Here is a 23,840-nt window from a genome sequence, read left to right as displayed (position 1 = left end):
TCCAGGCGACTCAGACCAGATCCCATTGATACCAGACGACGTTCGTGTTGATCAGGTGCGACCGCGCCTTGTCTGCCCGGTGTTCAATTTCATTGATCTAGAGCAAAAGGAAAGGCGCCAAGCCATCCGCGACCCGCGCGTTGCGCAGACACAAGGTCTCACTCAGAAACGAACTAATTTCGATGACATGCCCATCTGCATGCGGACCGGCAGTTTCTTGGCAATAAACTCGCGAGTGTGGCTTGCGCGCGATCTGCGTCAAAACACGAATCACCACACCCTTGACGAGGCGAATCGTTTTTTCGTGCGGGCTTCATGTTTCCGACAGTCCAAGCCGCAAAGCGCAAAGATGCGTTCTCCGTGAGAATTGCCAGAAGCTTCACCCTCGACAGGCGGAAATACACATGGCTCAAAACATTCACGGCAATGCGACGGACAATTTCGACAGTGCGCTGACGGAACGATTGAATTTCATTCAGCTCGACGAAAAGCGCTGCGAAAGTATTCGCAAAATCAAATCCATCATCGATCGGGAACTGCCGATCGCGCTCGACCAGTTCTACGAGACGATCCGCAAGACCCCGGAAACTCTGAAATTCTTCCGCGGGGAAACTCATATGGCTGCCGCCAAGTCGGCGCAGATCAACCATTGGACATCGATAAGCACCGCAAAGTTCGATGCGCGCTACGTCTCCAACGTGAAAAGGGTCGGTCAGACGCATGCCCGTATCGGCCTCGAGCCGCGTTGGTACATCGGCGGCTACGCACTCGTCATCGAGCATCTCGTCCGCGCCATCGTCACGCAGATGTGGCCGAGCGGACGCTTGTCGCTCAGTCGCAATCGTCCGACCGCAGACGAGGTCGGCTTGTGCATCGGCGCGCTTGCGAAAGCCATGATGCTCGATATGGACTTTTCCATTTCGGTCTACGCCGAAGCAGCCGAAGAAGCGCGCCGCAAATTTGAGGAGGATGCCGAAAACGAGCGCATCCGCACGGAAGCCGCAAGGCGCGAAGCGGAGCGCAAGGCGGAGGAAGAAGCGATCGGCCGCGAGCGCGCGATGGTATCGAGTTCCATCGGCGCTGCCGTCGGCAAGCTTGCCGCCAAGGATCTGGTATTCCGCCTGACGGACGATCTTCCGGATGCCTATGGCAAGCTGCAGAAGGAATTCAACGAAGCTCTCGAACAGTTAGACGGCACCCTGCAGCAGGTCATAACGACTGCTCAGAAAATGACGATGGGCACCCGCGAGATTGCCGCCGCGGCTGATGATCTGTCACGGCGAACGGAACAGCAGGCCGCGAGCGTTGAGGAAACCGCAGCCGCCCTTGAAGAGATCACGCAAACGGTGAAAAAGTCTTCCGAGGGCGCAGTCCATGCGCGCAACACCGTCGCCGATGCCAAGAACGCCGCGGAGTCGAGCCGCGAGGTCGTCCGTCAGGCCGTCGAGGCCATGACCAACATCGAAAGATCGTCCTCGCAAATCGGCCAAATCATCGGCGTCATCGACGAGATCGCGTTCCAGACCAATCTTCTGGCGCTCAACGCCGGCGTTGAAGCCGCGCGCGCCGGAGACGCGGGCAGGGGCTTTGCCGTCGTCGCTTCAGAAGTTCGCGCCCTCGCACAGCGCTCAGCCGAGGCGGCGAAGGAGATCAAAACGCTTATTTCCACCTCGACCGCCCAGGTCGAGCAGGGCGCCCGCTATGTCGCCGAGAGCGGCAAGACATTGGAGCAGATTATCGCGCATGTCGTCGGCATCAACCAGCTGATCACCGAGATTGCGAGTGCGGCCGAAGAGCAAGCCGGTGGCTTGCAGGAGATCAACACGGCCATCAACGATATGGATAAAACCACGCAGCAGAACGCGTCCATGGTCGAACAAACGACGGCGGCCTGCCATTCGCTCACTGCCGAGACGATACAACTGTCTGAACTTGTCGGGCAGTTCAAGGTCAACGACACTTTCTCAGCCGCTGCACTTCGCCAGGCGTCCATCGAGATGTCGACGGCACGTCACGGCCAAAGACCCGGTGCGAAAATCCTGCGGGTCGACCCGAAGAAGGCATCCTCCGCACGAGGCACGGGGGCCCACAAGGCTAAGGAAGACTGGGAAGAGTTCTAATTCGCATCGTGCCGCCCAACCGACGTACGGTCGTCGGCCCACTCGAAAAAAGCAGTTCGATCCATGTCGGATTTGCCCTGCAATGTGGGCTGACGGCGCCCATCGCCGCGAGCCGGTTTCTCTCGATGCCGCCATTTGATTCCGGGCAGGGAGAACAAAGCTTCCTTCGGTACGGGAAAGCCGAAATAAAAGCCTTGTGCCTCAGTGCAGCCGTTCTTCGTCAGGAAATCTACCTGGAAGCGGTTCTCGACGCCTTCGGCCAGAACATCCAGGTGTAGATTGCGCGCCAGGCCGATGATCGCCGCCGTGATGATCTGGGCCGCTCCACCGGCCTCCAACTCGGAAACGAAACTGCGATCGATCTTGAGCTTATCGATTGGCAGCCTTTGCAGGTAGGAGAGCGAGGAATAGCCGGTACCGAAGTCGTCGACCGCCAATCGCGGTCCGATCGCCTTCAGAGCCTCGAGGATGGTGACGGAGGCATTGCCCTGTCCCATCAGCGTGCTCTCGGTGATTTCCAGCTCGAGCAAAGAGGGATCGAGCCCGGAATCTTTGAGTACGTTTCGCACCGTATCGACAAAGCACGGATTGTTGAGCTGCTGCGCCGAGACGTTGACGGCAATCGTTCGCAGAGCCGCTCCGGCGCCGAGCAGTTCCTTCATATCCCGGCACGCCGTTTTCAATACCCATTCGCCTAGCGGTACAATAAGCCCGGTGTCTTCTGCGACAGGGATGAATTCTCCCGGCGGCACGATATTGTCGTTCGGCGTCTTCCATCGGATCAGCGCCTCGAGGCCCGTCACCTCTCCGCTCGGCATCGAAACAAATGGCTGATAGTGCAGAATGAATTCTTCGCGATCGAGCGCCTGCCTGAGCCGCAGATCGGCGGAGAGTCGGCTGTTGGCCACTTGCGTCAGCCGCGAGGAGAAAAAGCGATGCGTGCCTTTTCCTGCGGCCTTGGCGTGATAGAGGGCTGAATCGGCGTATTGGATGAGCGATGCGGTATCAAAGCCGTCGTCCGGGAAAAGACTGATCCCCGCGCTCGCCCCGAGGCAGACCTGCTGGCCTCCGGAAAGAAGATAGGGCTGGCTCAACTGCGTCAGAATTCGCCCGACGAGTTCGACCACCGCAGCACGGTTTATGTTTTCGCACAGCATGACGAATTCATCGCCGCCAAATCGTGCGACCATGTCGGACGCGCGGATCGAGGATACAAGCCGCTCCGCCGCTCGCACCAGAACCTGGTCGCCGCTCTCGTGCCCCAGACTGTCGTTGATAAGCTTGAATCGATCGAGATCTATGAAAATGACCGCTCCCGTCGATTGCGACGCTCGCGCCCGGGCCAGCGCTTGATCGAGCCTGGATGTGAGCAGCCGGCGATTGGGAAGGCCAGTCAGATCATCGTGGTTGGCACGATGTTCAAGCTCGCGCTGCGATGACTTGATGAATGTCAAATCCGCGCTGCTGCCGACATAATGCGTCAGCGTCCCATCGGCCGAACGCACGCTGCTGACCGTCAGGAGAGCCGGATAAATCTCGCCGTTCTTGCGCTTATTCCAAACTTCGCCTTGCCAGTAATCATTGGCGTTGATGCTGGCCCACATGGCTTCGTAGAACGCCTTCGAGTGAACGCCCGATTGCAGGACACGCATGTTTTTGTTTGCGATCTCATCGATCGCATATCCGGTGGACCTGGAAAACGCCGCGTTTGCGGTCAGGATCGTGCCGCGCGCATCCGTTATGACGACCGCTTCCTGGGTGCACGATAAGATCGTGACGGCGAGATTTTGCTCGACTGTCAGCGTTTGGCCGCGGATTGGCTCGCACGAAGACCGATCAAAATTTTTAATTGAATTTTCTGAAGGACCGCCGCCGTCCATCTCACATTCTCTGTTCATGCAAGCCCCAATCGCATGAGCGGATTTTGCGAGCGGAGTCGTGAAGTAAACGCTAATTATGCGACATTTTGAGCCCACTGCTGTCGGCGATACGGATAATTTGCATCGGTCTGCAAACCGAAGCTTTCGGTTCAAAAATAGTCGTCGCCATTCGGGCGGTGACCCCCAAATCTTATAAAAAAAAGTTGACATTCACACAAGTGATGCTCGTATGCCGGGCTCGTCTGCAGGGGGAGTTATGGTTGCGAAAGACGTTGTAGATGTGCTGCTGCAGTTAAGCCGAGTACTTCTTGCAGAGAACGACGGTGACCGGCTGACGTCTGCGCAGTGGATTGCCCTTCGCTATTTTTCACGGGCTAATTCCTACAGCCGCACGCTTTCGGGACTTGCGCAATATCAGGCAACTACGCCCGGAACGGTTTCTCAAACGATTAAAAGTTTGGAAAATGCTGGCTACTTAGAGCGCGATATTTCTTTGCGAGATGCCCGCAGTTCCGTCTTCACCGTGACCGATGCGGGCCGCGCGGTCATGGAAGAAGATCCGCTCGCGCATCTTTCGCAAGAGGTCGAACACTTGAGTGGCGCGGAACTCGTGCAATTCCGCAATATACTGAGATTTTTGATCGCAAACGTCGGTCTCGATCGACCCAGCCATCCGTTCGGTACGTGCCGCGATTGCGCCTTTCTGCTCGCGCGCCGCGGCCGATCCGTCGGCGCCGACGCCGACGTCACTTACCTCTGCAAGTTTTTGAAATTCTCTCTTCTGGCCGCCGATCTCGACAACCTGTGCAGGAACTTTCAGGCTGTAACATCGCAACAAAGGCCTGAGACGCTGTAAAGCTAAGCTGCCCCTGAACTTTGCGCATCACGGTTTTGCCAGCGCAACGAGCACCGGCCTCAGCTCCGCCGCTGAAGCAAGGGGCGCGTCGAACCAGAGCCGGGCAACACGATCCCCTGACGTCAAATCCAAGCCTTCCGGATCCAGCGTTGCAAGACGCCAGTTTCCGGCATCTTCGCCGATCTTGGCAGCATATCGCTCGATAGCGGCCAGATGATCCGCGTTCATGTGCGTGACGGCACCCTCTTCCATATCGGACAGCGCCTCGGAACCCGCAAGCGATGTCGATAGGTCGGCCGCCGTCAATGCGTATGCCTTTCCGAAACCGCCGTTGAGCGAGGCTCGCGCCACATCGAAACGCCAGAATGAGAAATCGGGAAAATCGACGTAGAGCGCCGCTTTCGGATGCCGTCTCAGATACCGGCTCCGATAGGACGTCTGCTCGTCGCCCGCCGGAATTTGTCTGGCGGTACCGATCAAAGTCATGCGCGCATGCGCGAGCGGATCGCCTTTGCCGGGCTCTCCGACCAACAGCGAGCATCTCCCGTCGGAGAGCAAATTCGTTGAATGGCCGGACAGGCGCGAAATAAGAAAAATCGGCGCGCCGTCCATTGCGGTCGCGAGACTGACGCGACTGACGGAAGGAGAGCCATCCAGCGGATCGAGCGTCGCGAGCGCCGCGAAACGGGCAGTCCGCACGAGAGTTTTTGCGAGCCGCTTTGCCGTGTCGTCGACCGGTTGCAGCACATCTCGCTTCTTCTCGTCCATGGTAGCAATCCCTCTGCACTTGCGTCTTTTCGGGTGAACCTACACAAAGGTGCCCGCTCCCGCCATAGAGACCGGTTGAGCATGAGCACGGCACGATCGGAGAACTGAATTCGCATGCACCCCGTCCAAGCCTTCGAACTGACTTTCGTCATGCTCCTTGCGATCCTGGTGCTTCATTGGATTGCGTCGCGCTTCGAGCTTCCACCTGCGGTCGCGCTATTGGTCGGCGGCGGCGCGCTCGCCTTCGTTCCGGGTCTGCCGGTCCTGGAATTGGACCCGGAACTTGTGCTCGTGCTGTTCCTGCCGCCGCTCTTGATGGACGGAGCCTATTTCACGGCTCACGCCGAATTCCGGAAGCACCTGGTGGGAGTCCTCTCTCTCGCAATCGGTGCAGTCATTTTCACGACGCTGGTCGTCGGTGTCGTCACGCACTGGCTGCTGCCAGACTTGCCTTGGGCCGCCTGCTTTGCTCTTGGCGCCATCGTTTCGCCTCCCGATGCCGTATCAGCAAGGGCCGTCCTTCAGTCCGTCAAGCTGCCGCGGCGCCTCTCGACTCTGCTTGAAGGCGAAAGCCTTCTCAACGACGCGACCGGCCTCGTGCTGTTCCGCTTTGCCGTCGCCGCCGCGCTGACCGGAACGTTTTCGGCGAGCGCGGCCTTCGGCCAATTCGTGATCCTGGCTCTTGGTGGGGTTGCTGTCGGTGCGGCGGTCAGCGGCGTATGGATGGTTCTGCTCAAACGACTCCATGACGAATATCTCGTCATCACGGCATCGGTTCTGTTGTGCTGGGCCGCGTATCTTGCGGCTGAAGCTGTCCACGTGTCCGGAGTCATCTCAACCGTCACCGCCGGCCTCCTCTTGGGTTGGTTTCAGCACACGATCTTTTCCGCCAGGGTGCGCATGCGCGCGAGCGCGTTCTGGCAAGTGATGGTCTTCGTCTTCGAAGCCTTCATCTTCATACTGATTGGACTTTCGCTGCGCGGCGTGTTGGAACGCGTCGGCGGCATCGAGGTCGTGATGCAGCAGATGGCCATGCCAATTTTGATTATCGTGCTGGCGATGACGGCTGCGCGTTTCCTTTGGGTCTTCGGCAGCGATGCCGTGCTGGCGTTGGCGCGAGCATCGGGATTTCGCAACGCCCGTCCGCTGGGCTTGCCCGCCGCGACCGTGTTGAGCTGGGCTGGAATGCGCGGCGTCGTAACGCTCGCTGTTGCCCTGACGCTGCCCGCCGCCGTGCCGGGACGCGATTTCATGCTCGTCGCAGCGTTCGCCGTAATCCTTGTCACCGTGCTCTTGCAGGGAACGACGCTTGGCGTACTCATCCGCGCGTTGGGCCTCGTCGAGGATGAGCCGAGCAACACCAAGCTGACAGGCGCCGAGGCCGAAGCGGCAATGGCAGCCGTGCAGAGAGAGACCGTCGAAAAGCTCGCCTATGATGACAACGGAAACCTCGTTCACCCGCAACTTCTGGAAAAATATACGCGTCGCGCCACGATGGCGGAGCGCTATGCGGGTAACGAGAGCGAGCACAAAGACAGGATCAATGCCCACTTCGATGTCGTTCTGGCGGCGGTGGCGGCTGGTCGGCAGGAGCTGATGCGGCTGCATCGCGCGGGAAAAATCGACGATGAAACCCTCCATTCAATCGAACGCGATCTCGATATCGAGGAAATCGGCGCCCTGGACGCGCGTGTTTAGCGCCTCTTGACGGCGTCGGCGCGAAGCTCGCGAATGGGATTAGACCTATCAGCTAGTTCAAGACGCTGGGCCGCAAGAACGGAGATTTTAGGGCTCTTTTAATGTGCAATATTGATCCTCTTCGCGGCGGGTACGGCCCCGGGGATCATTGCGATGCGTATTTTATATTCCGCCTTCGCCGGATGCGTTGCGATGTTCGTCGCGGCGGTGGCGCACGCCGACGAATCCGGTGCGATTGCTCGGCCGGTCATGCAGAACTTGTTTTTGCCGGAGTACGGCAAAGTCGAGCCACCGCCAGCGTTCAAACGTTTTTGTGTCGAGACGCCGGACGAGTGCGTGTTTCGCAGCCCGGCGAAAGACTTTAAGCAATTGGCCAAAAGCCTCGAGCAGCTCGATGAGGTCAATCGCCGGATCAACCGTGCCATCGTGCCCGAAACGGATATAGAGCACTACGGCATCGAGGATTATTGGACGATCCCCAAGGATGGCAAAGGTGATTGCGAAGATTATGCTCTCCTCAAACGCCACATCCTGATTTCGCTCGGTTGGCCTTCCAGCGCTCTCCTGATGACGGTCGTGCGGATCGAAAACGGTGAAGGCCACGCCGTGCTGACGGCAAGAACGAGGTTCGGAGATGTCATCCTCGACAATCGTACCGACGAGCTGAGGTCCTGGTATCAAACGCCTTACAGCTACAAGATGATTCAATCGTCGAACGATCCGAAGATATGGCGTGATCTCGATCCGAATGATGATGTGATGCCTGCTCCTATCGCTGTGCCGCAGTTCCTGTACGATCTGACTCATCCTCGCTGAGAGCGATGCTCCACCCCAGCGGCGGCAATGAATCGATGAATTGAAGAGGGAATGCGCCGGCCGGGATCAGCGGTTTGCATCCAGGGGCGCGGAATTGATCGTCTGCTGCTGCTGATCCTGCGTGCAATGCCAGTCGTTCCCGTTTGGCTCCGGCAGGCAGAAGTCGTCGAGCTCGAGCCCGCGATTGTCGACAACGCACGATTTTCGCGCCAAGTCCTTCGCAGCCGTTTCGCTGACGCCCGAACCTTGGTAGCTCTTGTTGCCCATTCCGCTGAACTTCCAGACGGGTTTGCACGTCCACGCCGCCGATGCAGCGGAGCAGGAATACGGCGACAGCAACATGGCAATGACGATCGCAAGACGGCGGTACACGGCGCTTCTCCGATAATGCTGCGAACCTGCCATGGGCATGGAGTCCTCGCGATAGGCCGCGTAGCCTAACTTCGCCACGATTCCTCGACCGCAGACTCCATCCTTGGGATAGGACGGCAATCGAATTGCTAACTCTTCAGGCCGCGCATAGAGAATAATCCCGCCGCGCACGAAATATCGGGGAGAACCAGAACTTGATCGTCCGACCGAAAGCCACCCTTTTCGATATTCTCTTCGCGGTGCGCGGGTCGATTGCCGGGCGCGTCGCGTGGCGCTGTTTGTTCATCACCGTGCTGGCCTGCATCATCGTCCTGACGGGCGACTTTCACCTGGATTCTCTATCTCACTTCGGCACGGCGCCCTTCGGATTGATCGGCCTTGCGATCTCGATCTTCATGAGCTTCCGCAACAGCGCCGCTTACGATCGCTGGTGGGAAGGACGAAAGCAGTGGGGAGAACTTGTGGTTCAGGTGCGCTCGCTCTGCCGGGAACTTTCCGATCTCGATGCGGAAGCCAAGAAGCGTATTTTCATGCCGCTGATCGCGTATGCGAACGCCTTGTCGGCGCGTCTGCGCGGCGAGGATGAAGTCTCGGCCGCACGCCAATGGGACGCGGACGTCCCTCCCGATCCCAACGTTCCGGATTCAATTCTCCGGCGGATCGGAGCCGAGCTGATTTCGCTCAACAAGACTGGCTCCTTGTCCGACTGGCGCTATTCGTCCGCCGCTATCCGCATGAACGCCATCACCAGTGTCCAGGCCGCGTGCGAGCGGATCAAGACGACGCCATTGCCATTCGCCTACACCCTGCTCATTCATCGCACGGTTTATCTGTTCTGCCTGTTGCTGCCCTTTGCGCTCGCGCCGCAGCTCGGGTGGGGAACGCCGATCATCGTCGCATTCATCAGCTATACGTTCTTCGGGCTGGATGCGATCGGCGACGATCTGGCTGAACCATTCTCGCCCGCCGACAACAGTCTGCCGGTGAAGTCTTTGGTCAGAACCATCGAGCGAGAGACGTTGAGCTATCTCGGCGTCACGCCTTTGCCGGACGAATTGCAGCCTGTCGGCTTTGTTCTATCGTGAACGGAGGCCGCCCGATCATTTGAACAGCGACGTCAGCGAGAATGATGACGCAACGACGACGGGCGGGTTCTCTGCGACCTGCGGGTACGGCTCATCGATATAGGCGTTGACGCCGACCGCGCGCCCGCTCTTGATCAGCGAGGCGACGTAAGCCCATCCCTTCGGCTCGAGACCGAGGCAGGCTTCCGACATTTCACCCTTGAGCCGTTCGTGAATTGCGATATTTCCACGTGCCAGAATGGCGGCCGTCTGCCGGGCTGTGAACCGTTCCTTGTCCCACAGCTTCGTCAGATAGATTCCCGCGACGTTGCGTTTCGTCTTCGGCCCCCAGGTGATCCGTTGCTCCGGCTTTGCAGCTCCGAAGCTGTATTCGCCCGGCGGCAAAGGACCGACCGCACGCGTCGCGAAGCAGTCGGGGTCGGGATTGTTCCGGCACATCTCGCGGCCCGAAATCGCCCACGCGATCGTCTGTCCGCTGACTTGTGGATCGCCGGAGATGACGAACAGACGCCCGGTCCGGATCGTATAGCCAAGCCGGAACGGGATGGTGGTGGTCGGAACCTCGTGCACCACATCCTCGAAGGGGTTGCAGATTTCCCCTCCCGTGAGCTTCCGCGGATATCCGTTGAGCTGAATGGTCACGAAGTCGACGCCGGGAGCGCAGTCCCACTGCGCCGGCGTCTTCTTGTCGACGATCGAAATGGCGGGGCCGGCCGGCACTTTCGTCTGCTGTTTCGGCGCGACAACCGCCGGTGGCCATTCGACGGCCGGCGGCGGGGCGCTCGCCACCGGGCCGGATTGCTTAGGCATCCGCCGGATCTGCTCGCACTTGGCGGATAGCTTGGGCGGGTGGATTTGCTTGACCGCTAGTTTGCGCGCCGCAGCCGCGCTGGCGCCAGCTTTGATGTAGGCCACGATGAGCGCCTGCTGGACTTCGATCTGCTCCTGCGACAGCTCGAAGATACAGTCTTCATAGATCTGGTCGCCGACTTCGCCGAAGAAATCGGCGATCTGCCCCGCCGCGGCGGCCGCGGCAGCCGAAGATTGTGAAGCTTTTGCAGACGGTTGCTGCGGCTCGGCACGCCCGGCCGTAACGAACGGCGCCACCGCCGCCAGGACCAACGCGACCAAGGCGAGTGCCATCCTGCGCACGTCCGAGCCGCCGGCGCACATCGCCACCCACGCCCACGGCGTCCGCCATCCAGCCTTGTGATCGGTCGGTATCATGGGACTTCCCTAACGCAGGAGTCGGGGCAACAGCGAGGCTATCGGCAAAATTGCGCACATTTCCGTGCCACCTGTGCCGACGCGAGGCAGCTGATCGTCTGTCGAAACGCGATTGGCGCGCCGATCACCGACCGGCACGCACGACGGAACTCGATTGAGTATTTGTTCTCACCGCTGAGCGTCAGCGCCAGCCGCGATGCCCGCCCCAGTGGCCGGGACGGCCCCAATAGCCGCGTCCGCCCCAGCGGGGACCGCCCCAACGCGGGCCACCCCAATAGCCGTAGCGATAGGGGTAATAGCCCGCGTAATAGGGATAGGGCCGATAAAACCGCGGCGCGTAATAGGAAACGACGGGGCCCTCGTCATAATAATAGTCGTAGCTTCGACGCACGACCGGCGGCCCTTCGACGACCGGGCCACGGTCCTCGTAACTCTCATCATATCCGCCAAGATCGGCGGCCTGGACGGAATGCGGCGCGAGGCCGGCAACGGCGAGCGCCGAAAGCGCGTAGATCAAGGGCTTCATGACGATTGCTCCCGATGACTTTGACCAGAAAACACTTCGCCCTCTGAATGGTTGCTGAACACTGGCCAAGTCTTCGAAGATTTCGTCCACCGTGGACCTATGCTCAGTAAATAACAATCCAAGTAGAAATATTTTCGTAAGGAATTCGCGGCCGGCGACCGAAGCTTTTCTGCATTTGTAACTTTGAATTCGGACCTCGATCGCAGTTGCCAATCCCGTTCGCCGAAACGCAGCCCGGCAAATCAGAATGGAAGCGAAGGCAAATCCGCGAAACGGCAAAGCCCCAATGGTTCATGCAACCTGACGTCGACGGCAGCGCTGATCCGAAACGCGCGCCGCCGATATCGATGAGGTCGCGAGCGGCAAAGCAGGGGGCCAAGAGGTCTTCGCTGGCCGGTATGCGCGTCCTGCCACATCAGGCCGAGCAGGTGTTGCGCTGCGGCACGCACTGGGTTAACACCGCACAGCGCCCAAGCGCTCGGACTCTCTCGCTATAAGCGGATGAACCGCATGATGGATCTGACTTCTCACTATCTGCCGATCGCGATTTTCCTCGGCGTGGCGCTCCTGATCGGAGCTGCGCTTCTGATCGCGCCCTTCCTGGTTGCCTACCGAAACCCGGATCCCGAGAAAGTCTCGGCCTACGAATGCGGCTTCAACGCTTTCGACGACGCCCGCATGAAGTTCGACGTGCGTTTCTATCTCGTCTCGATCCTTTTCATCATTTTCGATCTCGAGATCGCTTTCCTGTTCCCCTGGGCGGTCGCCTTCAAGGACATCGGCGCTTTTGGCTTCTGGTCCATGATGGTGTTCCTCGGCGTGTTGACCATTGGCTTCATCTACGAATGGAAAAAGGGCGCGCTTGAATGGGAGTGATCGTCAGGGGCGAGGGGCCGGAGCGTCTTATTTTCGATCGCACGTTTGACCGGGTCCGCGAGGGGGCTGCTTCGAAGGCTGCCGCCGATCCGTTTTTCACCGATGTCTCGAACGAGCTTGCCGATAAAGGCTTCATCGTCACGACCGTCGATGAACTGATCAATTGGGCCCGTACCGGCTCATTGATGTGGATGACGTTCGGCCTCGCCTGCTGCGCCGTCGAAATGATGCAGGCCTCGATGCCGCGCTACGACGTCGAACGCTTCGGCTTCGCGCCGCGCGCTTCGCCGCGCCAGTCCGACGTCATGATCGTCGCCGGCACGCTGACGAACAAGATGGCACCCGCGCTGCGCAAGGTCTACGACCAGATGCCCGAGCCGCGCTATGTCATCTCGATGGGAAGCTGCGCCAACGGCGGCGGCTACTATCATTACTCGTATGCTGTCGTCCGCGGCTGCGATCGGATCGTGCCAGTCGATGTTTACGTCCCCGGCTGTCCTCCGACCGCCGAGGCGCTGCTTTACGGAATTCTCCTGCTGCAGCGGAAGATCCGCCGAACAGGCACCATCGAACGCTGACGACGAAAATGGTCGCTGGCGTGCGATTGTAGAGGACCTTGCCGCGGCCAAACCTTAAGCGAGTCTGATACCGATGGATCTAGCTGCTCAATCAAATCATGTCGGAACGCTGCTCGCAGGTGGTCTCCTGTCGAACATGATCGCGCACGACGAACTGACCATCACCGTCGCGCGTGAGAACATCATCGACGTGCTGACGAAACTGCGCGACGATCCCAAGTGCCTTTTCGAAGTCCTGATCGATATTTGCGGCGTCGACTATCCCGAGCGGACCGAACGCTTCGACGTCGTCTATCACTTGCTGTCGCCGCGTCTCAATCAGCGCATCCGCGTCAAGCTTTCGACCGATGAAGCAACGCCCGTCGCCAGTATCAACGACGTCTTCCCGGCAGCCAATTGGTATGAGCGGGAAGCTTATGATCTCTATGGCATCCGCTTTACCGGCCATCCCGATCTTCGCCGCATCCTGACCGATTACGGCTTTCAGGGCTATCCGCTCCGCAAGGATTTCCCGCTGACCGGCTATGTCGAGGTTCGCTACGACGATGAGAAAAAGCGGGTCGTCTACGAGCCGGTGAAGCTTACCCAGGAATTTCGCGATTTCGATTTCGAAAGCCCGTGGGAAGGGCCAAGCCATGTCCTTCCGGGCGACGAGAAAGCCGGTCCGAAATCTTGAAGGCGTGCGTGGCGTTCCGCTTTGAATGTTCGTCGTCTAGTCTTGTCGTCTCACCGCTCGGCAGCGTTCCCGGGGGCCTTTGCGCCGGAACAGGATTTTGAGTTCGAACGCGCGCGCGGCAGAGCTTATCTTCTGCGTGCCGCCGGCCATCGATCCGCCGGAGGCGCCGGATGGCTGTGATTCAAAGGACGCGCATCGCAATGCAGTTGGAATTCAACATTGCAGTTGCTGCCGTGGCGATGATCGCCGCCTTCTTGATCGACTGGCCGCGGGCTTTGGCAGGATTGGTGCTTGGCGCTGTTTGCCGTTTCCTTCCCTACGGCACCATCCTCATTCCATTGGGGGTGGTTCTAGTTTCCGCGATCGCCGAATTTCTCTATCCGTGGTTCGGGCGCACGACGGAGCCTCATTTCTGGGATTTCTTCGTCGGTCTTTTTGCCGTCGCCGGAACCGCGTCCGGCCTTTACGTTACGATCCGCAATCTCAAAGACCGGCTGTGAGGCGGAAACGATGAAAAATACGCTTGAGGTCGGAGCCAAAACGCAGTTCGCGTATCGCGTTCCCGCGACCAAGACGGTGCCGCACCTCTATCCCGAAGCGCATGAGTTTCAGATGATGCCGACGGTGTTTGCGACCGGCTTCATGGTCGGCCTGATGGAATGGACCTGTCTCCACATCATCGCCCCCCATCTCGATGAGGGGGAAGGCTCGCTCGGCATTCATATAAACGTCTCGCACTTGGCAGCCACAGTCCCGGGACAAATCGTAACGGTCGATGCCGAGTGCACGAAAGTTTCTGGCCGCAGGCTGCATTTTCATGTCAAAGCCCACGACGGCATCGATCTGATAGGCGAGGGCGAGCATCAGCGCATGGTCGTCGATTGGCAAAAGTTCGAGCAGCGGGTAAACGAAAAGGCGAAGATCGCCAGGCTTGCACCCATCACGCGCGGGACCGTTTGAAAATGGCCGAAACCGAGATTCGCAATTTCAATATCAATTTCGGGCCGCAGCATCCGGCGGCGCACGGCGTGCTTCGCCTCGTGCTGGAACTCGACGGCGAGGTCGTCGAGCGCGTCGACCCGCACATTGGCCTTCTCCATCGCGGCACCGAGAAGCTCATCGAGCACAAGACCTACATGCAGGCGATCGGCTATTTCGACCGCCTCGACTACGTCGCCCCGATGAACCAGGAGCATTCGTTCTGCCTCGCGGCCGAGAAGCTTCTGGGATTGGAGGTCCCCCGCCGCGCCCAGCTCATCCGCGTGCTCTATTCCGAAATCGGACGCCTGCTGTCGCATCTTCTGAACGTCACCACCCAGGCCATGGACGTCGGCGCTCTGACCCCTCCGCTCTGGGGTTTCGAAGAGCGCGAGAAGCTGATGGTCTTCTACGAACGTGCATCCGGCTCGCGCATGCATGCCAAGTATTTCCGCATCGGCGGCGTCCACCAGGACCTTCCCGAGAAGCTGATCGACGATATCTATGCCTTTTGTGATCCGTTCCTGAAGGTCGTGGACGACATCGACGGACTTCTGACTGAAAACCGCATCTTCAAGCAGCGCAACGTCGATATCGGCGTCGTCCCGCTCGATGAGGCATTCGCCTGGGGCTTTTCGGGCGTCATGGTACGCGGCTCCGGCGCCGCGTGGGACCTTCGCAAAGCCCAGCCCTATGAATGCTACGCCGAACTCGATTTCGATATTCCGATCGGCAAGAACTGCGACTGCTACGACCGCTATCTCGTCCGTATGCAGGAGATGCGGGAATTGACCAAAATCATGAAGCAGTGCTGCGAGCTTCTCAAATCCGCCGGAGGGCAGGGGCCGCACGTCGCTCAGAACAAAAAGGTCGTGCCCCCGAAGCGTTCCGAAATGAAGCGCTCGATGGAAGCGCTGATCCATCATTTCAAGCTTTACACCGAAGGCGTGCACGTCCCGCCGGGCGAAGTCTACGCCGCCGTCGAGGCGCCCAAGGGCGAGTTCGGCGTCTACCTCGTGGCTGACGGCTCGAACAAGCCGTACCGCTGCAAGATCCGCGCGCCGGGATTCCCGCACCTTGCCGCCATGGATCACATCAATCGGGGACACATGCTCGCCGACGTCTCGGCAATCCTCGGCTCGCTCGATATCGTCTTCGGCGAAATCGACCGCTAGAACTAAAGCACGAGCACCCGCCCGCACCCCTCAAAAAAACTTATCCCCGCCTCACTGGCGTGCGGTAAGATAGGGGTCGGTGACGGTTTTGTGGCGTGAAAAGGATCGAGCGATGCTTCCCGGTGCAGCCCCGATGGTCGATAACCTCTTTCTGCTCGCGGTCGCCGCGCTGGGGTGGGGATTGAGCCTCGCCACCTACCGCCTGTTCGCCCGCACGCGCGGTTGGCCGATGGGCGCCCTGCAAGCCGACCTGCCGATCGTGCCGGTCGCAATTGGTCTTGTGGGCCTCTTTTCGGCCCTGCTGTTTGCGACCGCGCGTGGCGCCGACGACGGCGGCTGGGTGATTATCGTGCTCGGTCTTCTGCTTGCGGCGATCTGGACCGGCTTCCTCCGGGTCGGTTCGCAGATCGCACTGTTCCTGGCACCTTTCGCGACGTTCCTTTTGCTGCTCGGGTGGCTTGCCGTTCCGCTGGGTTTCAACGAACGCAAATGGGCGACGGAGAAGCCGACGGAGACCTTGCAGCGGCGCGGACTTCTGCCGTCGGATTCGAACGCAAGCCCCCCAAGCACGACACCATAACCGGGCGCGCGTATCGTCGCACCTGAACACAGACTTCGATCACGACTTGTCACCCGCAGCGGATCGACAAATGCTTGCTTTGTTTTCGCGATCCACGTACTGGACCGCTTCAGCAAGTGAGAGTTAATGTCGCTTTCTGAATCGAATGGAACGTAGCGGGTAAAACGTCATATCGCGGACGTTTCCTGCTACAGTTCGGCGGCATGGGATTGACGTTCGAGGAGCCGTGAATGGCCGTTCGCCGACTGAATCCTGAGCAACCTGCCCAGTTCGCCTTCACCGCCGAGAATCTCGCGTGGGCGCGGGAGACGATCGCGAAATATCCCGACGGCAAGCAGGCTTCCGCCATCATCCCGCTTATGTGGAAAGCGCAGGAGCAAGCCGGCGGCTGGCTGCCGGAGCCGGCGATCAGGCTCGTTTGCGACATGCTGGGCATGGCTCATATCCGAGGCATGGAAATCGCGACCTTCTACACGATGTTCCAGCTGTCGCCGGTCGGCTCCAAGGCTCACTTTCAGGTTTGCGGCACGACGCCGTGCATGCTGCGCGGTTCAGGCGAACTCATCGCCGTCTGCAAGAACCGCATCAACGGCCACTCTCATGAGACCAACGCCGATGGCACCCTGTCCTGGGAAGAGGTCGAGTGCATCGGCGTCTGCGCCAACGCTCCGGTCGTGCAGGTCAACAAGGATACGTTCGAAGATCTGACCGCCGAGCAATTCGAGAAAATCATCGACGGCTTTCTCGCCGGCCGCCCGCCAAAGCCCGGCTCACAGATCGGCCGGACGGCGTCCTGCCCCATAACCGGCCCGACGTCGCTCACCGATCCGACGCTCTATGACGGTTCGACGATCGGCGCCTGGAAGAAGCGCTTTGACGAAACTTCAGGCGGTCCCACCGACAAGCCGCAAGAAACGGTCCCGCCGTCCGCTCTGGCTTCGCCCGCTCATAAAGAGCAGGTTGCGACGGGAACGTCGCCCGCATCGCCCGGCGGAGCCCCGCCCATTCACCCAGCTGCCCTCACCGCAATGGCCAACGCCGGCCTTGTGAAAGAACTTGAAGCGCGCGGCGACGGCAAGCCGCTCTCGGCAGGCGAACTCGACAAGATCAAGGCCGATATGATCCGCGACAAGGCTATCGCAGCAGCCGCAGCCGCTGTTGCCACCGTCGAACCGGAATTGCTGAAGGCACCGCGCGGTTCAGCCGACGACCTCTCCCTCATCTGGGGCGTCGCCGACAAGATGGTCGAAAAGCTGAACGCCATCGGTATTTGGCATTTCGATCAGATCGCCAAATGGTCGCCCGAAAACGTCGCCTGGTTCGAAAGCCAGCTCGACGGCTTCAAGGGTCGCGTGACGCGGGACAAGTGGATCGAGCAGGCGGCCAAGCTCGCTTCCGGCTGGCGTCCTGAAAACAAAGCCGGCGAAAGGCCGAAGGGGTAGCGCGCATGCTGCATGATCGCGACCGAATTTTCCGCAACATCTATGGCTTTCACGACGTCAGCCTGAAAGGCGCGCAGAGCCGCGGCGTCTGGGACGGCACCAAGTTCTTCATCGACAAGGGCCACGACTATATCATCGACGAGGTGAAGAAGTCGGGCCTGCGCGGCCGCGGCGGCGCCGGCTTCCCAACCGGCCTCAAGTGGTCGTTCATGCCGAAGGCCGATTCACGGCCGAGCTACCTCGTCATCAACGCCGATGAATCCGAGCCCGGCTCCTGCAAGGATCGCGAGATCCTCCGCCACGACGCCCATCTTCTCGTCGAAGGGGCGTTGCTCGCGTCCTTCGCGATGCGCGCCCACGTCAGCTACATCTATGTGCGCGGCGAATACATCCGCGAGCGCGAGGCGCTTCAGCGCGCGATCGATGAGGCTTACGCCGCCAAGCTCATCGGCAAGAACAACATCCACGGCTGGGACTTCGATCTCTACGTCCATCACGGCGCCGGCGCGTATATCTGCGGCGAAGAGACGGCGATGCTCGAAAGCCTTGAAGGCAAGAAGGGCCAACCCCGCCTGAAGCCGCCGTTTCCGGCCAACGTCGGCCTCTACGGCGCGCCGACCACGATCAACAACGTCGAAAGCATCGCGGTCACCGGCGAAATTCTTCGTCGCGGCTCGACTTGGTTCGCGGCGCTCGGTAAGCCGAACAACACCGGCACCAAGCTTTTCCAGATCTCAGGTCACGTCGAACGCCCCTGCGTCGTCGAAGAAGAGATGGGAATTCCGCTCAAGGAATTGATCGACAAGCACTGCGGCGGCATCCGCGGCGGCTGGGATAACTTGCTCGCCGTCATCCCAGGCGGCTCATCGGTCCGTTGCATTACGGCCGAGCAAGCCGAAGCTGTGACGATGGACTTCGACGCGCTGGGCAAGCTCGGCTCCGGTCTTGGCACTGCAGCCGTGATCGTGATGGACAAGTCGACCGACATCATCGCCGCAATCCGGCGTCTGGCCTATTTCTACAAACACGAAAGCTGCGGCCAGTGTACGCCCTGCCGCGAAGGCACCGGATGGATGTGGCGCGTCCTTGAGCGCATGGAGCGCGGCGAGGCCGAAAAGCGCGAGATCGATCTGCTGCTCGAAGTCACCAAGCAGGTCGAAGGACATACCATTTGCGCTTTGGGCGATGCGGCGGCGTGGCCGATCCAGGGCCTTATAAAGAATTTCCGTCCCGTGATCGAACAGCGCATCGACGACTATCACGCGAAGCACTCACGCGTGGCGGCAGAATAGGCGGCAGGTATAGAAATGCCAAAGCAACTGATTGTCGACGGAGTTCCGATCGAAGTCGAAGACGGCACGACCTTGATGCACGCCTGCGAGATGGCGGGCTCGGTCATCCCGCGCTTCTGCTATCACGAGCGCCTGTCGATCGCGGGCAACTGCCGCATGTGTCTCGTCGAGGTTCAGGGCTCGCCCAAGCCCGTCGCGTCCTGCGCGATGCTCGTCAACGATCTGCCGCCGAACAAGGACGGCTCGCCGAAGATCGTCAGCACCTCTTCCCCGATGGTCAAGAAGGCCCGCGAGGGGGTGATGGAGTTCCTTCTCATCAATCACCCGCTCGATTGCCCCATTTGTGATCAGGGCGGCGAGTGCGATCTGCAAGATCAGGCCATGGCCTTCGGCATGGGCGGCTCGCGCTATCACGAGAACAAGCGCGCGGTCGAGGAAAAGCACATCGGCCCGCTGATCAAGACGATGATGACGCGCTGCATCCACTGCACGCGCTGCGTCCGCTACATGACCGAGGTCGCAGGCGTCGAAGAGCTCGGCCTCATCGGTCGCGGCGAGGACGCCGAGATCACGACCTATCTCGAACACGGTATCATGTCGGAGATGAGCGCCAACGCCGTTGATCTTTGCCCCGTCGGCGCCTTGACCCATCGTCCGTGGGCCTTCAGTGCCCGGCCATGGGAAATGGAAGCGGTCGAGACCGTCGACGTCATGGATGCGGTCGGCTCGGCCATCGTCGCCGACGTCCGCGGCGCTGCCGTCATGCGCATTCTTCCGCGCAACAACGACGCCGTGAACGAGGAATGGATCTCCGACAAGACCCGCCACGTCTCGGACGGTCTCAAAACCCAACGTCTCGATCAACCATATATAAAGAAGAACGGCCGTTTCGAAGTCGCGAGCTGGGATGAAGCCCTGAACCTTGTCGCCGAAAAGCTGAAGGCGACGCCGGCCGACAAGATCGGCGCGATCGCGGGCGATCTCGCGGGCGCCGAGGAAATGTTCGCGCTTAAGGATCTCTTGACCCGCTTCGGCGTCGCTTCTTTCGATTGCCGGCAGATGGGCGATAAGCTCGATCCGAAGCTCGGCCGCGCCAGCTATCTCTTCAATTCGAGCATCGAAGGCATCGAGCAGGCCGACGCAATTCTGCTTGTCGGCGCCAATCCGCGTGTCGAAGCGACGGTTCTTAATGCCCGCATCCGCAAGCGCTGGCGCTCGGCACCGACCAAAATCGGCCTCGTCGGCGCCAAGGTCAATCTCGCCTATCCTTACGAATATCTTGGTGCCGGACCGGATACGCTGGCCGATATCGCCAACGGCAAGCCCCCGTTCGCCGACGTTTTGAAATCGGCGGCGAAACCGATGGTCATCGTCGGCGAGGGCGCCTTCGCCCGTCCCGATGGTCTCGCCGTGCTCTCGCTTGCTGCGCGCATTCTGATTGCGGCGTCGGCTGGCAAGGAAGCCAGTTGGAACGGCTTCAATGTTCTCCAGACCGCGGCGGCGCGGGTCGCTGGTCTCGATCTCGGCTTCGTGCCGGCAAAGGGCGGCAAGGATGCTTCCGGCATCCTTGGGCCCGAGACGGAATTTCTATATCTGCTCGGCGCCGATGAATGTGATCTCTCGCGTCTCAATCCCTCGGCGTTCGTTGTCTATCAGGGCACGCACGGCGATAAGGGCGCCGAACGCGCCGACGTCATTCTGCCGGGTGCCGCGTACACGGAAAAGAACGCAACTTACGTCAACACCGAAGGGCGCGCGCAGCAGACCGCGAAAGCGGTATTCCCGCCCGGCAACGCCAAAGAGGATTGGACGATCCTTCGTGCCTTGTCGCAACGCGCCGGCGCGACGCTGCCCTACGACAACCTGAAAGAACTCCGCGCCGCCATGTACCGCGCGAGCCCACAGCTCGCCGCGCTCGATACCATTGAAGCGCGTGCCGCTTCCGGGCTGGAAACGCTCGCCAAGCTTTCGGCGGACACGACCTCGGCGCCGTTCACGCCCGCGATCGCCGATTTCTATCTGACGAACCCGATCGCGCGCGCGTCCGCCGTCATGGCTGGAATGAGCGCACTCAAAGCTTCGAACAACCAGAAACTCAACGCAGCGGAGTGAGCGGTATGCAATCGTCGATCACTCACCCACTGACGTCATCCCGGCGAAGGCCGGGATCCACCCAAGCGTCTGCAATGTCGCGAACCTTCACTTGGGCGGATTCCCGCGTGCATGGGGATGACGGGAAAGGGCGGCAAACGCCATGATCGAAGCCGTTTCCCAATTCATGACCGATTACGGTTGGCACATCCTCGCCCTGATCGGCTTTTCGCTGCTGCTTCTGGTACTGCTGCTCGTCATCATCGCCTTTCTGCTGCTGATGGACCGCAAGGTCTGGGCTGCCGTGCAGATGCGCCGCGGCCCCAATGTCGTCGGACCCTTCGGCCTCCTGCAGTCCTTCGCCGACCTCTTGAAGTTCGTATTCAAAGAGCCGGTGATCCCGGCGGGCTCAGACAAAGCCGTGTTCCTGCTCGCGCCGTTGGCAACCTCGGTGTGCGCGCTGGCCGCCTGGGCCGTCATACCGGTCAACGAAAACGGTTGGGGCAAATGGGTCATCTCCGACATGAACGTCGGCGTGCTCTATCTGCTCGCGATTTCATCGCTCGGCGTCTACGGCATTATCATGGGCGGTTGGGCGTCGAACTCGAAATATCCGTTCATGGGCGCCCTGCGATCCGCCGCGCAAATGGTGTCGTACGAAGTCTCGATCGGGTTTGTGATCATTTGCGTGATCCTCTGCGTCGGCTCGCTCAACGTCACCGACATCGTCAACGCCCAGAAGACCGGCATCGGCACGCACCTCGGTCTGACGAACTCGTTCCTCGATTGGCATTGGCTGCCTCTCTTCCCGATGTTCGTCGTCTTCTTCATTTCGGCGCTCGCCGAAACCAACCGCCCGCCGTTCGACCTGGTGGAAGCGGAATCCGAACTCGTCGCCGGCTTCATGGTCGAATATTCGTCGACCCCCTATCTGCTCTACATGCTCGGCGAATACGTCGCGATCGTCACCATGTGCGCGATGACGACGATCCTGTTCCTGGGCGGCTGGCTGCCGCCGCTCGACATCTGGCCGCTCAATGCCGTTCCCGGCCTGTTCTGGTTCCTGATCAAGGTGGTGTTCGTCTTCTTCATGTTCGCGATGGTGAAGGCGATGGTGCCGCGGTATCGCTACGATCAATTGATGCGGCTCGGCTGGAAAGTGTTCCTGCCGTTGTCGCTCGTCATGGTCATCATCACGGCCGCCGTGCTGCAATTCGGAGGCTTCCTTTCATGAACGTGGCACAAGGCGCAAAGTCGCTGTTTCTGACGGAGTTCGTCTCGGCGTTCTTCCTGACGATGCGCTACTTCTTCTCACCGAAGAAAACGCTGAACTATCCCTATGAGAAGGGGCCGCTCTCGCCCCGCTTCCGTGGCGAGCATGCGCTGCGCCGTTATCCGAACGGCGAAGAACGCTGCATCGCCTGCAAGCTCTGCGAGGCGATCTGCCCGGCGCAAGCAATTACCATCGAGGCCGGCCCGCGCCGTAACGACGGCACGCGCCGCACGACGCGCTACGACATCGACATGACGAAGTGCATCTATTGCGGACTGTGCCAGGAGGCCTGCCCGGTCGATGCCATCGTCGAAGGCCCGAATTTCGAGTTCGCGACCGAGACCCGCGAGGAGCTTTTCTACGACAAGGAAAAGCTGCTCGCGAACGGCGACCGCTGGGAGCGCGAAATCGCCAAGAACATCGCGCTCGACGCGAAATATCGGTGAGGGCAGGGCGATGATATCGGCCGTCTTTTTCTATGTCTTCGCGGTTCTCGCCGTCGCCTCGGGTGCGACCGTCATCCTGGCGAAAAATCCGGTTCACGCCGTCTTGTTTCTGATCCTGGCCTTCTTCAATGCCGCCGGGCTTTTCGTGCTTCTCGACGCCGAGTTTCTGGCGATGCTGCTCGTCATCGTCTACGTCGGTGCCGTCTCGGTGCTCTTCCTGTTCGTCGTGATGATGCTCGACGTCGATTTCGCGGAGTTGAAAGCCGGCTTCATCAAGAATGCCAAAGTCGGTGCGCTGATCGGTGGCGTCGTCCTGCTCGAACTCATCGCCCTCTTCGGTTATCGCGGCCTGGCCGTCGCGCCTTCGATCACTCCTGCCTCTCCGGTGCCGGCGGCGGGTTCCGGCATCACCAACACGCAGGCGCTGGGCGAAATCCTCTATACGAAATACGTCTACTTCTTCCAGAGCGCAGGGCTGATCCTGCTCGTCGCCATGATCGGCGCCATCGTCTTGACCTTGAAACATCGCCAGGGCGTCAAGCGGCAGTCGATCGGAGCGCAGGTCGCGCGCGGGCCGAAAACGGGCCTGGAAGTCATCAAGGTTCCGACCGGCGGTTCTGTCGTTCCTCCCGCCGTCAAGCATCCGGAGGCTGCCGAATGACCATCGGTCTTGGACATTATCTCGTCGTTGCCGCCTCGCTGTTCACGCTCGGTATCTTCGGCATCTTCCTGAACCGCAAGAACGTCATCGTCATCCTGCTGTCGATCGAGCTGATGCTGCTCGCCGTCAACATCAACCTCGTCGCCTTCTCGCATTTCAACGGCGACCTCGTGGGCCAGGTCTTCGCGCTGTTCGTGCTGACGGTTGCCGCTGCCGAATTTGCCATCGGGCTCGCGATCATGGTCGTCTACTTCCGTAACCGCGGCTCGATCGCAGTCGAAGACATCAACATGATGAAGGGGTGAGGCGGTGATCAACGTCCCCCAAAAATGCAAATTGTCCCCTCTCCCCGTTAGCGGGGAGAGGGTTAGGGTGAGGGGCAGCCTCGCGCACCTGTTGCCGCCCCTCACCCCGACCCTCTCCC

General features: G+C 60.1%; 24 protein-coding genes. 19 read left to right on the top strand and 5 right to left on the bottom strand.

Going from position 1 to position 23,840, the window contains the following annotated elements:
* Positions 1–404: 404 nt before the first annotated feature.
* The gene (locus tag QM780_RS08940; RefSeq protein ID WP_415070124.1) at positions 405–2,120 is read left to right on the top strand and encodes a methyl-accepting chemotaxis protein; all 1,716 of its coding nucleotides are present in this window, start codon (positions 405–407) and stop codon (positions 2,118–2,120) included.
* Here the strand turns inward: QM780_RS08940 and QM780_RS08935 are convergent.
* Positions 2,117–4,018, bottom strand: a complete 1,902-nt coding sequence (locus QM780_RS08935; protein ID WP_415070123.1) for a putative bifunctional diguanylate cyclase/phosphodiesterase — start codon at positions 4,016–4,018, stop codon at positions 2,117–2,119. The genes QM780_RS08940 and QM780_RS08935 overlap by 4 nt on opposite strands.
* A gap of 238 nt (positions 4,019–4,256) precedes the next feature.
* Between QM780_RS08935 and QM780_RS08930 the strand changes: the two genes are divergently transcribed.
* Positions 4,257–4,856 (top strand): MarR family winged helix-turn-helix transcriptional regulator, encoded by a 600-nt coding sequence (locus QM780_RS08930; protein WP_415070122.1) that lies wholly within the window; start codon positions 4,257–4,259, stop codon positions 4,854–4,856.
* A gap of 27 nt (positions 4,857–4,883) precedes the next feature.
* On the opposite strand, the gene QM780_RS08925 is transcribed toward QM780_RS08930, so the two are convergent.
* Positions 4,884–5,624 (bottom strand): HugZ family protein, encoded by a 741-nt coding sequence (locus QM780_RS08925; RefSeq protein WP_415070121.1) that lies wholly within the window; start codon positions 5,622–5,624, stop codon positions 4,884–4,886.
* Between the two features lie 114 nt (positions 5,625–5,738).
* On the opposite strand from QM780_RS08925, the gene QM780_RS08920 reads away from it, so the two are divergent.
* Both QM780_RS08920 and QM780_RS08915 read left to right on the top strand, forming a co-directional pair.
* Positions 5,739–7,322, top strand: a complete 1,584-nt coding sequence (locus QM780_RS08920; protein ID WP_415070120.1) for a Na+/H+ antiporter — start codon at positions 5,739–5,741, stop codon at positions 7,320–7,322.
* 153 nt (positions 7,323–7,475) lie between these two features.
* Entirely contained in the window at positions 7,476–8,138 is a 663-nt protein-coding gene (locus QM780_RS08915; RefSeq protein ID WP_415070119.1) for a transglutaminase-like cysteine peptidase, read from the top strand.
* 66 nt (positions 8,139–8,204) lie between these two features.
* Here QM780_RS08915 and QM780_RS08910 read toward each other — a convergent pair whose 3' ends face one another.
* On the bottom strand, positions 8,205–8,510 hold the full coding sequence (locus QM780_RS08910) for a hypothetical protein (protein ID WP_415070118.1): 306 nt from the start codon (positions 8,508–8,510) through the stop codon (positions 8,205–8,207).
* A 194-nt stretch (positions 8,511–8,704) separates the two neighbouring features.
* On the opposite strand from QM780_RS08910, the gene QM780_RS08905 reads away from it, so the two are divergent.
* Entirely contained in the window at positions 8,705–9,595 is an 891-nt protein-coding gene (locus QM780_RS08905) for a bestrophin family protein (RefSeq protein ID WP_415070117.1), read from the top strand.
* A 15-nt stretch (positions 9,596–9,610) separates the two neighbouring features.
* On the opposite strand, the gene QM780_RS08900 is transcribed toward QM780_RS08905, so the two are convergent.
* Complete coding sequence (locus tag QM780_RS08900) at positions 9,611–10,822, bottom strand: DUF2778 domain-containing protein (RefSeq protein WP_415070116.1); 1,212 nt, start codon at positions 10,820–10,822, stop codon at positions 9,611–9,613.
* 181 nt (positions 10,823–11,003) lie between these two features.
* Positions 11,004–11,348: a hypothetical protein gene (locus tag QM780_RS08895; RefSeq protein WP_415070115.1), complete on the bottom strand. Its 345-nt coding sequence runs from the start codon at positions 11,346–11,348 to the stop codon at positions 11,004–11,006.
* A gap of 510 nt (positions 11,349–11,858) precedes the next feature.
* Here QM780_RS08895 and QM780_RS08890 point away from each other — a divergent pair.
* From QM780_RS08890 to nuoK, 14 genes are all read left to right on the top strand, one after another.
* Positions 11,859–12,224, top strand: coding sequence for an NADH-quinone oxidoreductase subunit A (locus QM780_RS08890; protein WP_415070114.1), 366 nt, complete (start codon positions 11,859–11,861; stop codon positions 12,222–12,224).
* Positions 12,215–12,802 (top strand): NuoB/complex I 20 kDa subunit family protein, encoded by a 588-nt coding sequence (locus QM780_RS08885; RefSeq protein WP_415070112.1) that lies wholly within the window; start codon positions 12,215–12,217, stop codon positions 12,800–12,802. Before QM780_RS08890 ends, QM780_RS08885 begins: the two co-directional genes overlap by 10 nt.
* Positions 12,803–12,875: 73 nt before the next feature.
* Positions 12,876–13,478, top strand: a complete 603-nt coding sequence (locus QM780_RS08880) for an NADH-quinone oxidoreductase subunit C (RefSeq protein WP_415070111.1) — start codon at positions 12,876–12,878, stop codon at positions 13,476–13,478.
* A gap of 170 nt (positions 13,479–13,648) precedes the next feature.
* Positions 13,649–13,978 (top strand): hypothetical protein, encoded by a 330-nt coding sequence (locus QM780_RS08875; protein ID WP_415070110.1) that lies wholly within the window; start codon positions 13,649–13,651, stop codon positions 13,976–13,978.
* A 10-nt stretch (positions 13,979–13,988) separates the two neighbouring features.
* A complete protein-coding gene (locus QM780_RS08870) occupies positions 13,989–14,438 on the top strand; it encodes a thioesterase family protein (RefSeq protein ID WP_415070109.1) in 450 nt (149 codons plus the stop codon).
* A 2-nt stretch (positions 14,439–14,440) separates the two neighbouring features.
* Entirely contained in the window at positions 14,441–15,631 is a 1,191-nt protein-coding gene (locus tag QM780_RS08865; protein WP_415070108.1) for an NADH-quinone oxidoreductase subunit D, read from the top strand.
* Positions 15,632–15,743: 112 nt separating this feature from the next.
* A complete protein-coding gene (locus tag QM780_RS08860) occupies positions 15,744–16,211 on the top strand; it encodes a hypothetical protein (protein ID WP_415070107.1) in 468 nt (155 codons plus the stop codon).
* Between the two features lie 230 nt (positions 16,212–16,441).
* The gene (nuoE, locus tag QM780_RS08855; protein ID WP_415070106.1) at positions 16,442–17,653 is read left to right on the top strand and encodes an NADH-quinone oxidoreductase subunit NuoE; all 1,212 of its coding nucleotides are present in this window, start codon (positions 16,442–16,444) and stop codon (positions 17,651–17,653) included.
* Between the two features lie 5 nt (positions 17,654–17,658).
* Positions 17,659–18,945 (top strand): NADH-quinone oxidoreductase subunit NuoF, encoded by a 1,287-nt coding sequence (nuoF, locus tag QM780_RS08850; protein WP_415070105.1) that lies wholly within the window; start codon positions 17,659–17,661, stop codon positions 18,943–18,945.
* 15 nt (positions 18,946–18,960) lie between these two features.
* Positions 18,961–21,057 carry an NADH-quinone oxidoreductase subunit NuoG gene (gene nuoG / locus QM780_RS08845; protein WP_415070104.1) on the top strand — a complete coding sequence of 699 codons (2,097 nt, stop codon included), beginning with the start codon at positions 18,961–18,963 and terminating at the stop codon, positions 21,055–21,057.
* A 166-nt stretch (positions 21,058–21,223) separates the two neighbouring features.
* The gene (nuoH, locus tag QM780_RS08840; RefSeq protein ID WP_415071995.1) at positions 21,224–22,270 is read left to right on the top strand and encodes an NADH-quinone oxidoreductase subunit NuoH; all 1,047 of its coding nucleotides are present in this window, start codon (positions 21,224–21,226) and stop codon (positions 22,268–22,270) included.
* Entirely contained in the window at positions 22,267–22,755 is a 489-nt protein-coding gene (gene nuoI, locus QM780_RS08835) for an NADH-quinone oxidoreductase subunit NuoI (RefSeq protein WP_415070103.1), read from the top strand. Before nuoH ends, nuoI begins: the two co-directional genes overlap by 4 nt.
* Before the next feature lie 10 nt (positions 22,756–22,765).
* Entirely contained in the window at positions 22,766–23,416 is a 651-nt protein-coding gene (locus tag QM780_RS08830; RefSeq protein ID WP_415070102.1) for an NADH-quinone oxidoreductase subunit J, read from the top strand.
* Positions 23,413–23,721 (top strand): NADH-quinone oxidoreductase subunit NuoK, encoded by a 309-nt coding sequence (nuoK, locus tag QM780_RS08825; protein WP_415070101.1) that lies wholly within the window; start codon positions 23,413–23,415, stop codon positions 23,719–23,721. Before QM780_RS08830 ends, nuoK begins: the two co-directional genes overlap by 4 nt.
* Positions 23,722–23,840: the final 119 nt, after the last annotated feature.

The sequence above is a fragment of the Hyphomicrobium sp. genome (assembly GCF_047600905.1).
In the GTDB taxonomy this organism is placed as follows: Bacteria; Pseudomonadota; Alphaproteobacteria; order Rhizobiales; family Hyphomicrobiaceae; genus Hyphomicrobium_B.
This window is presented reverse-complemented; position numbering and strand designations above follow the sequence as displayed.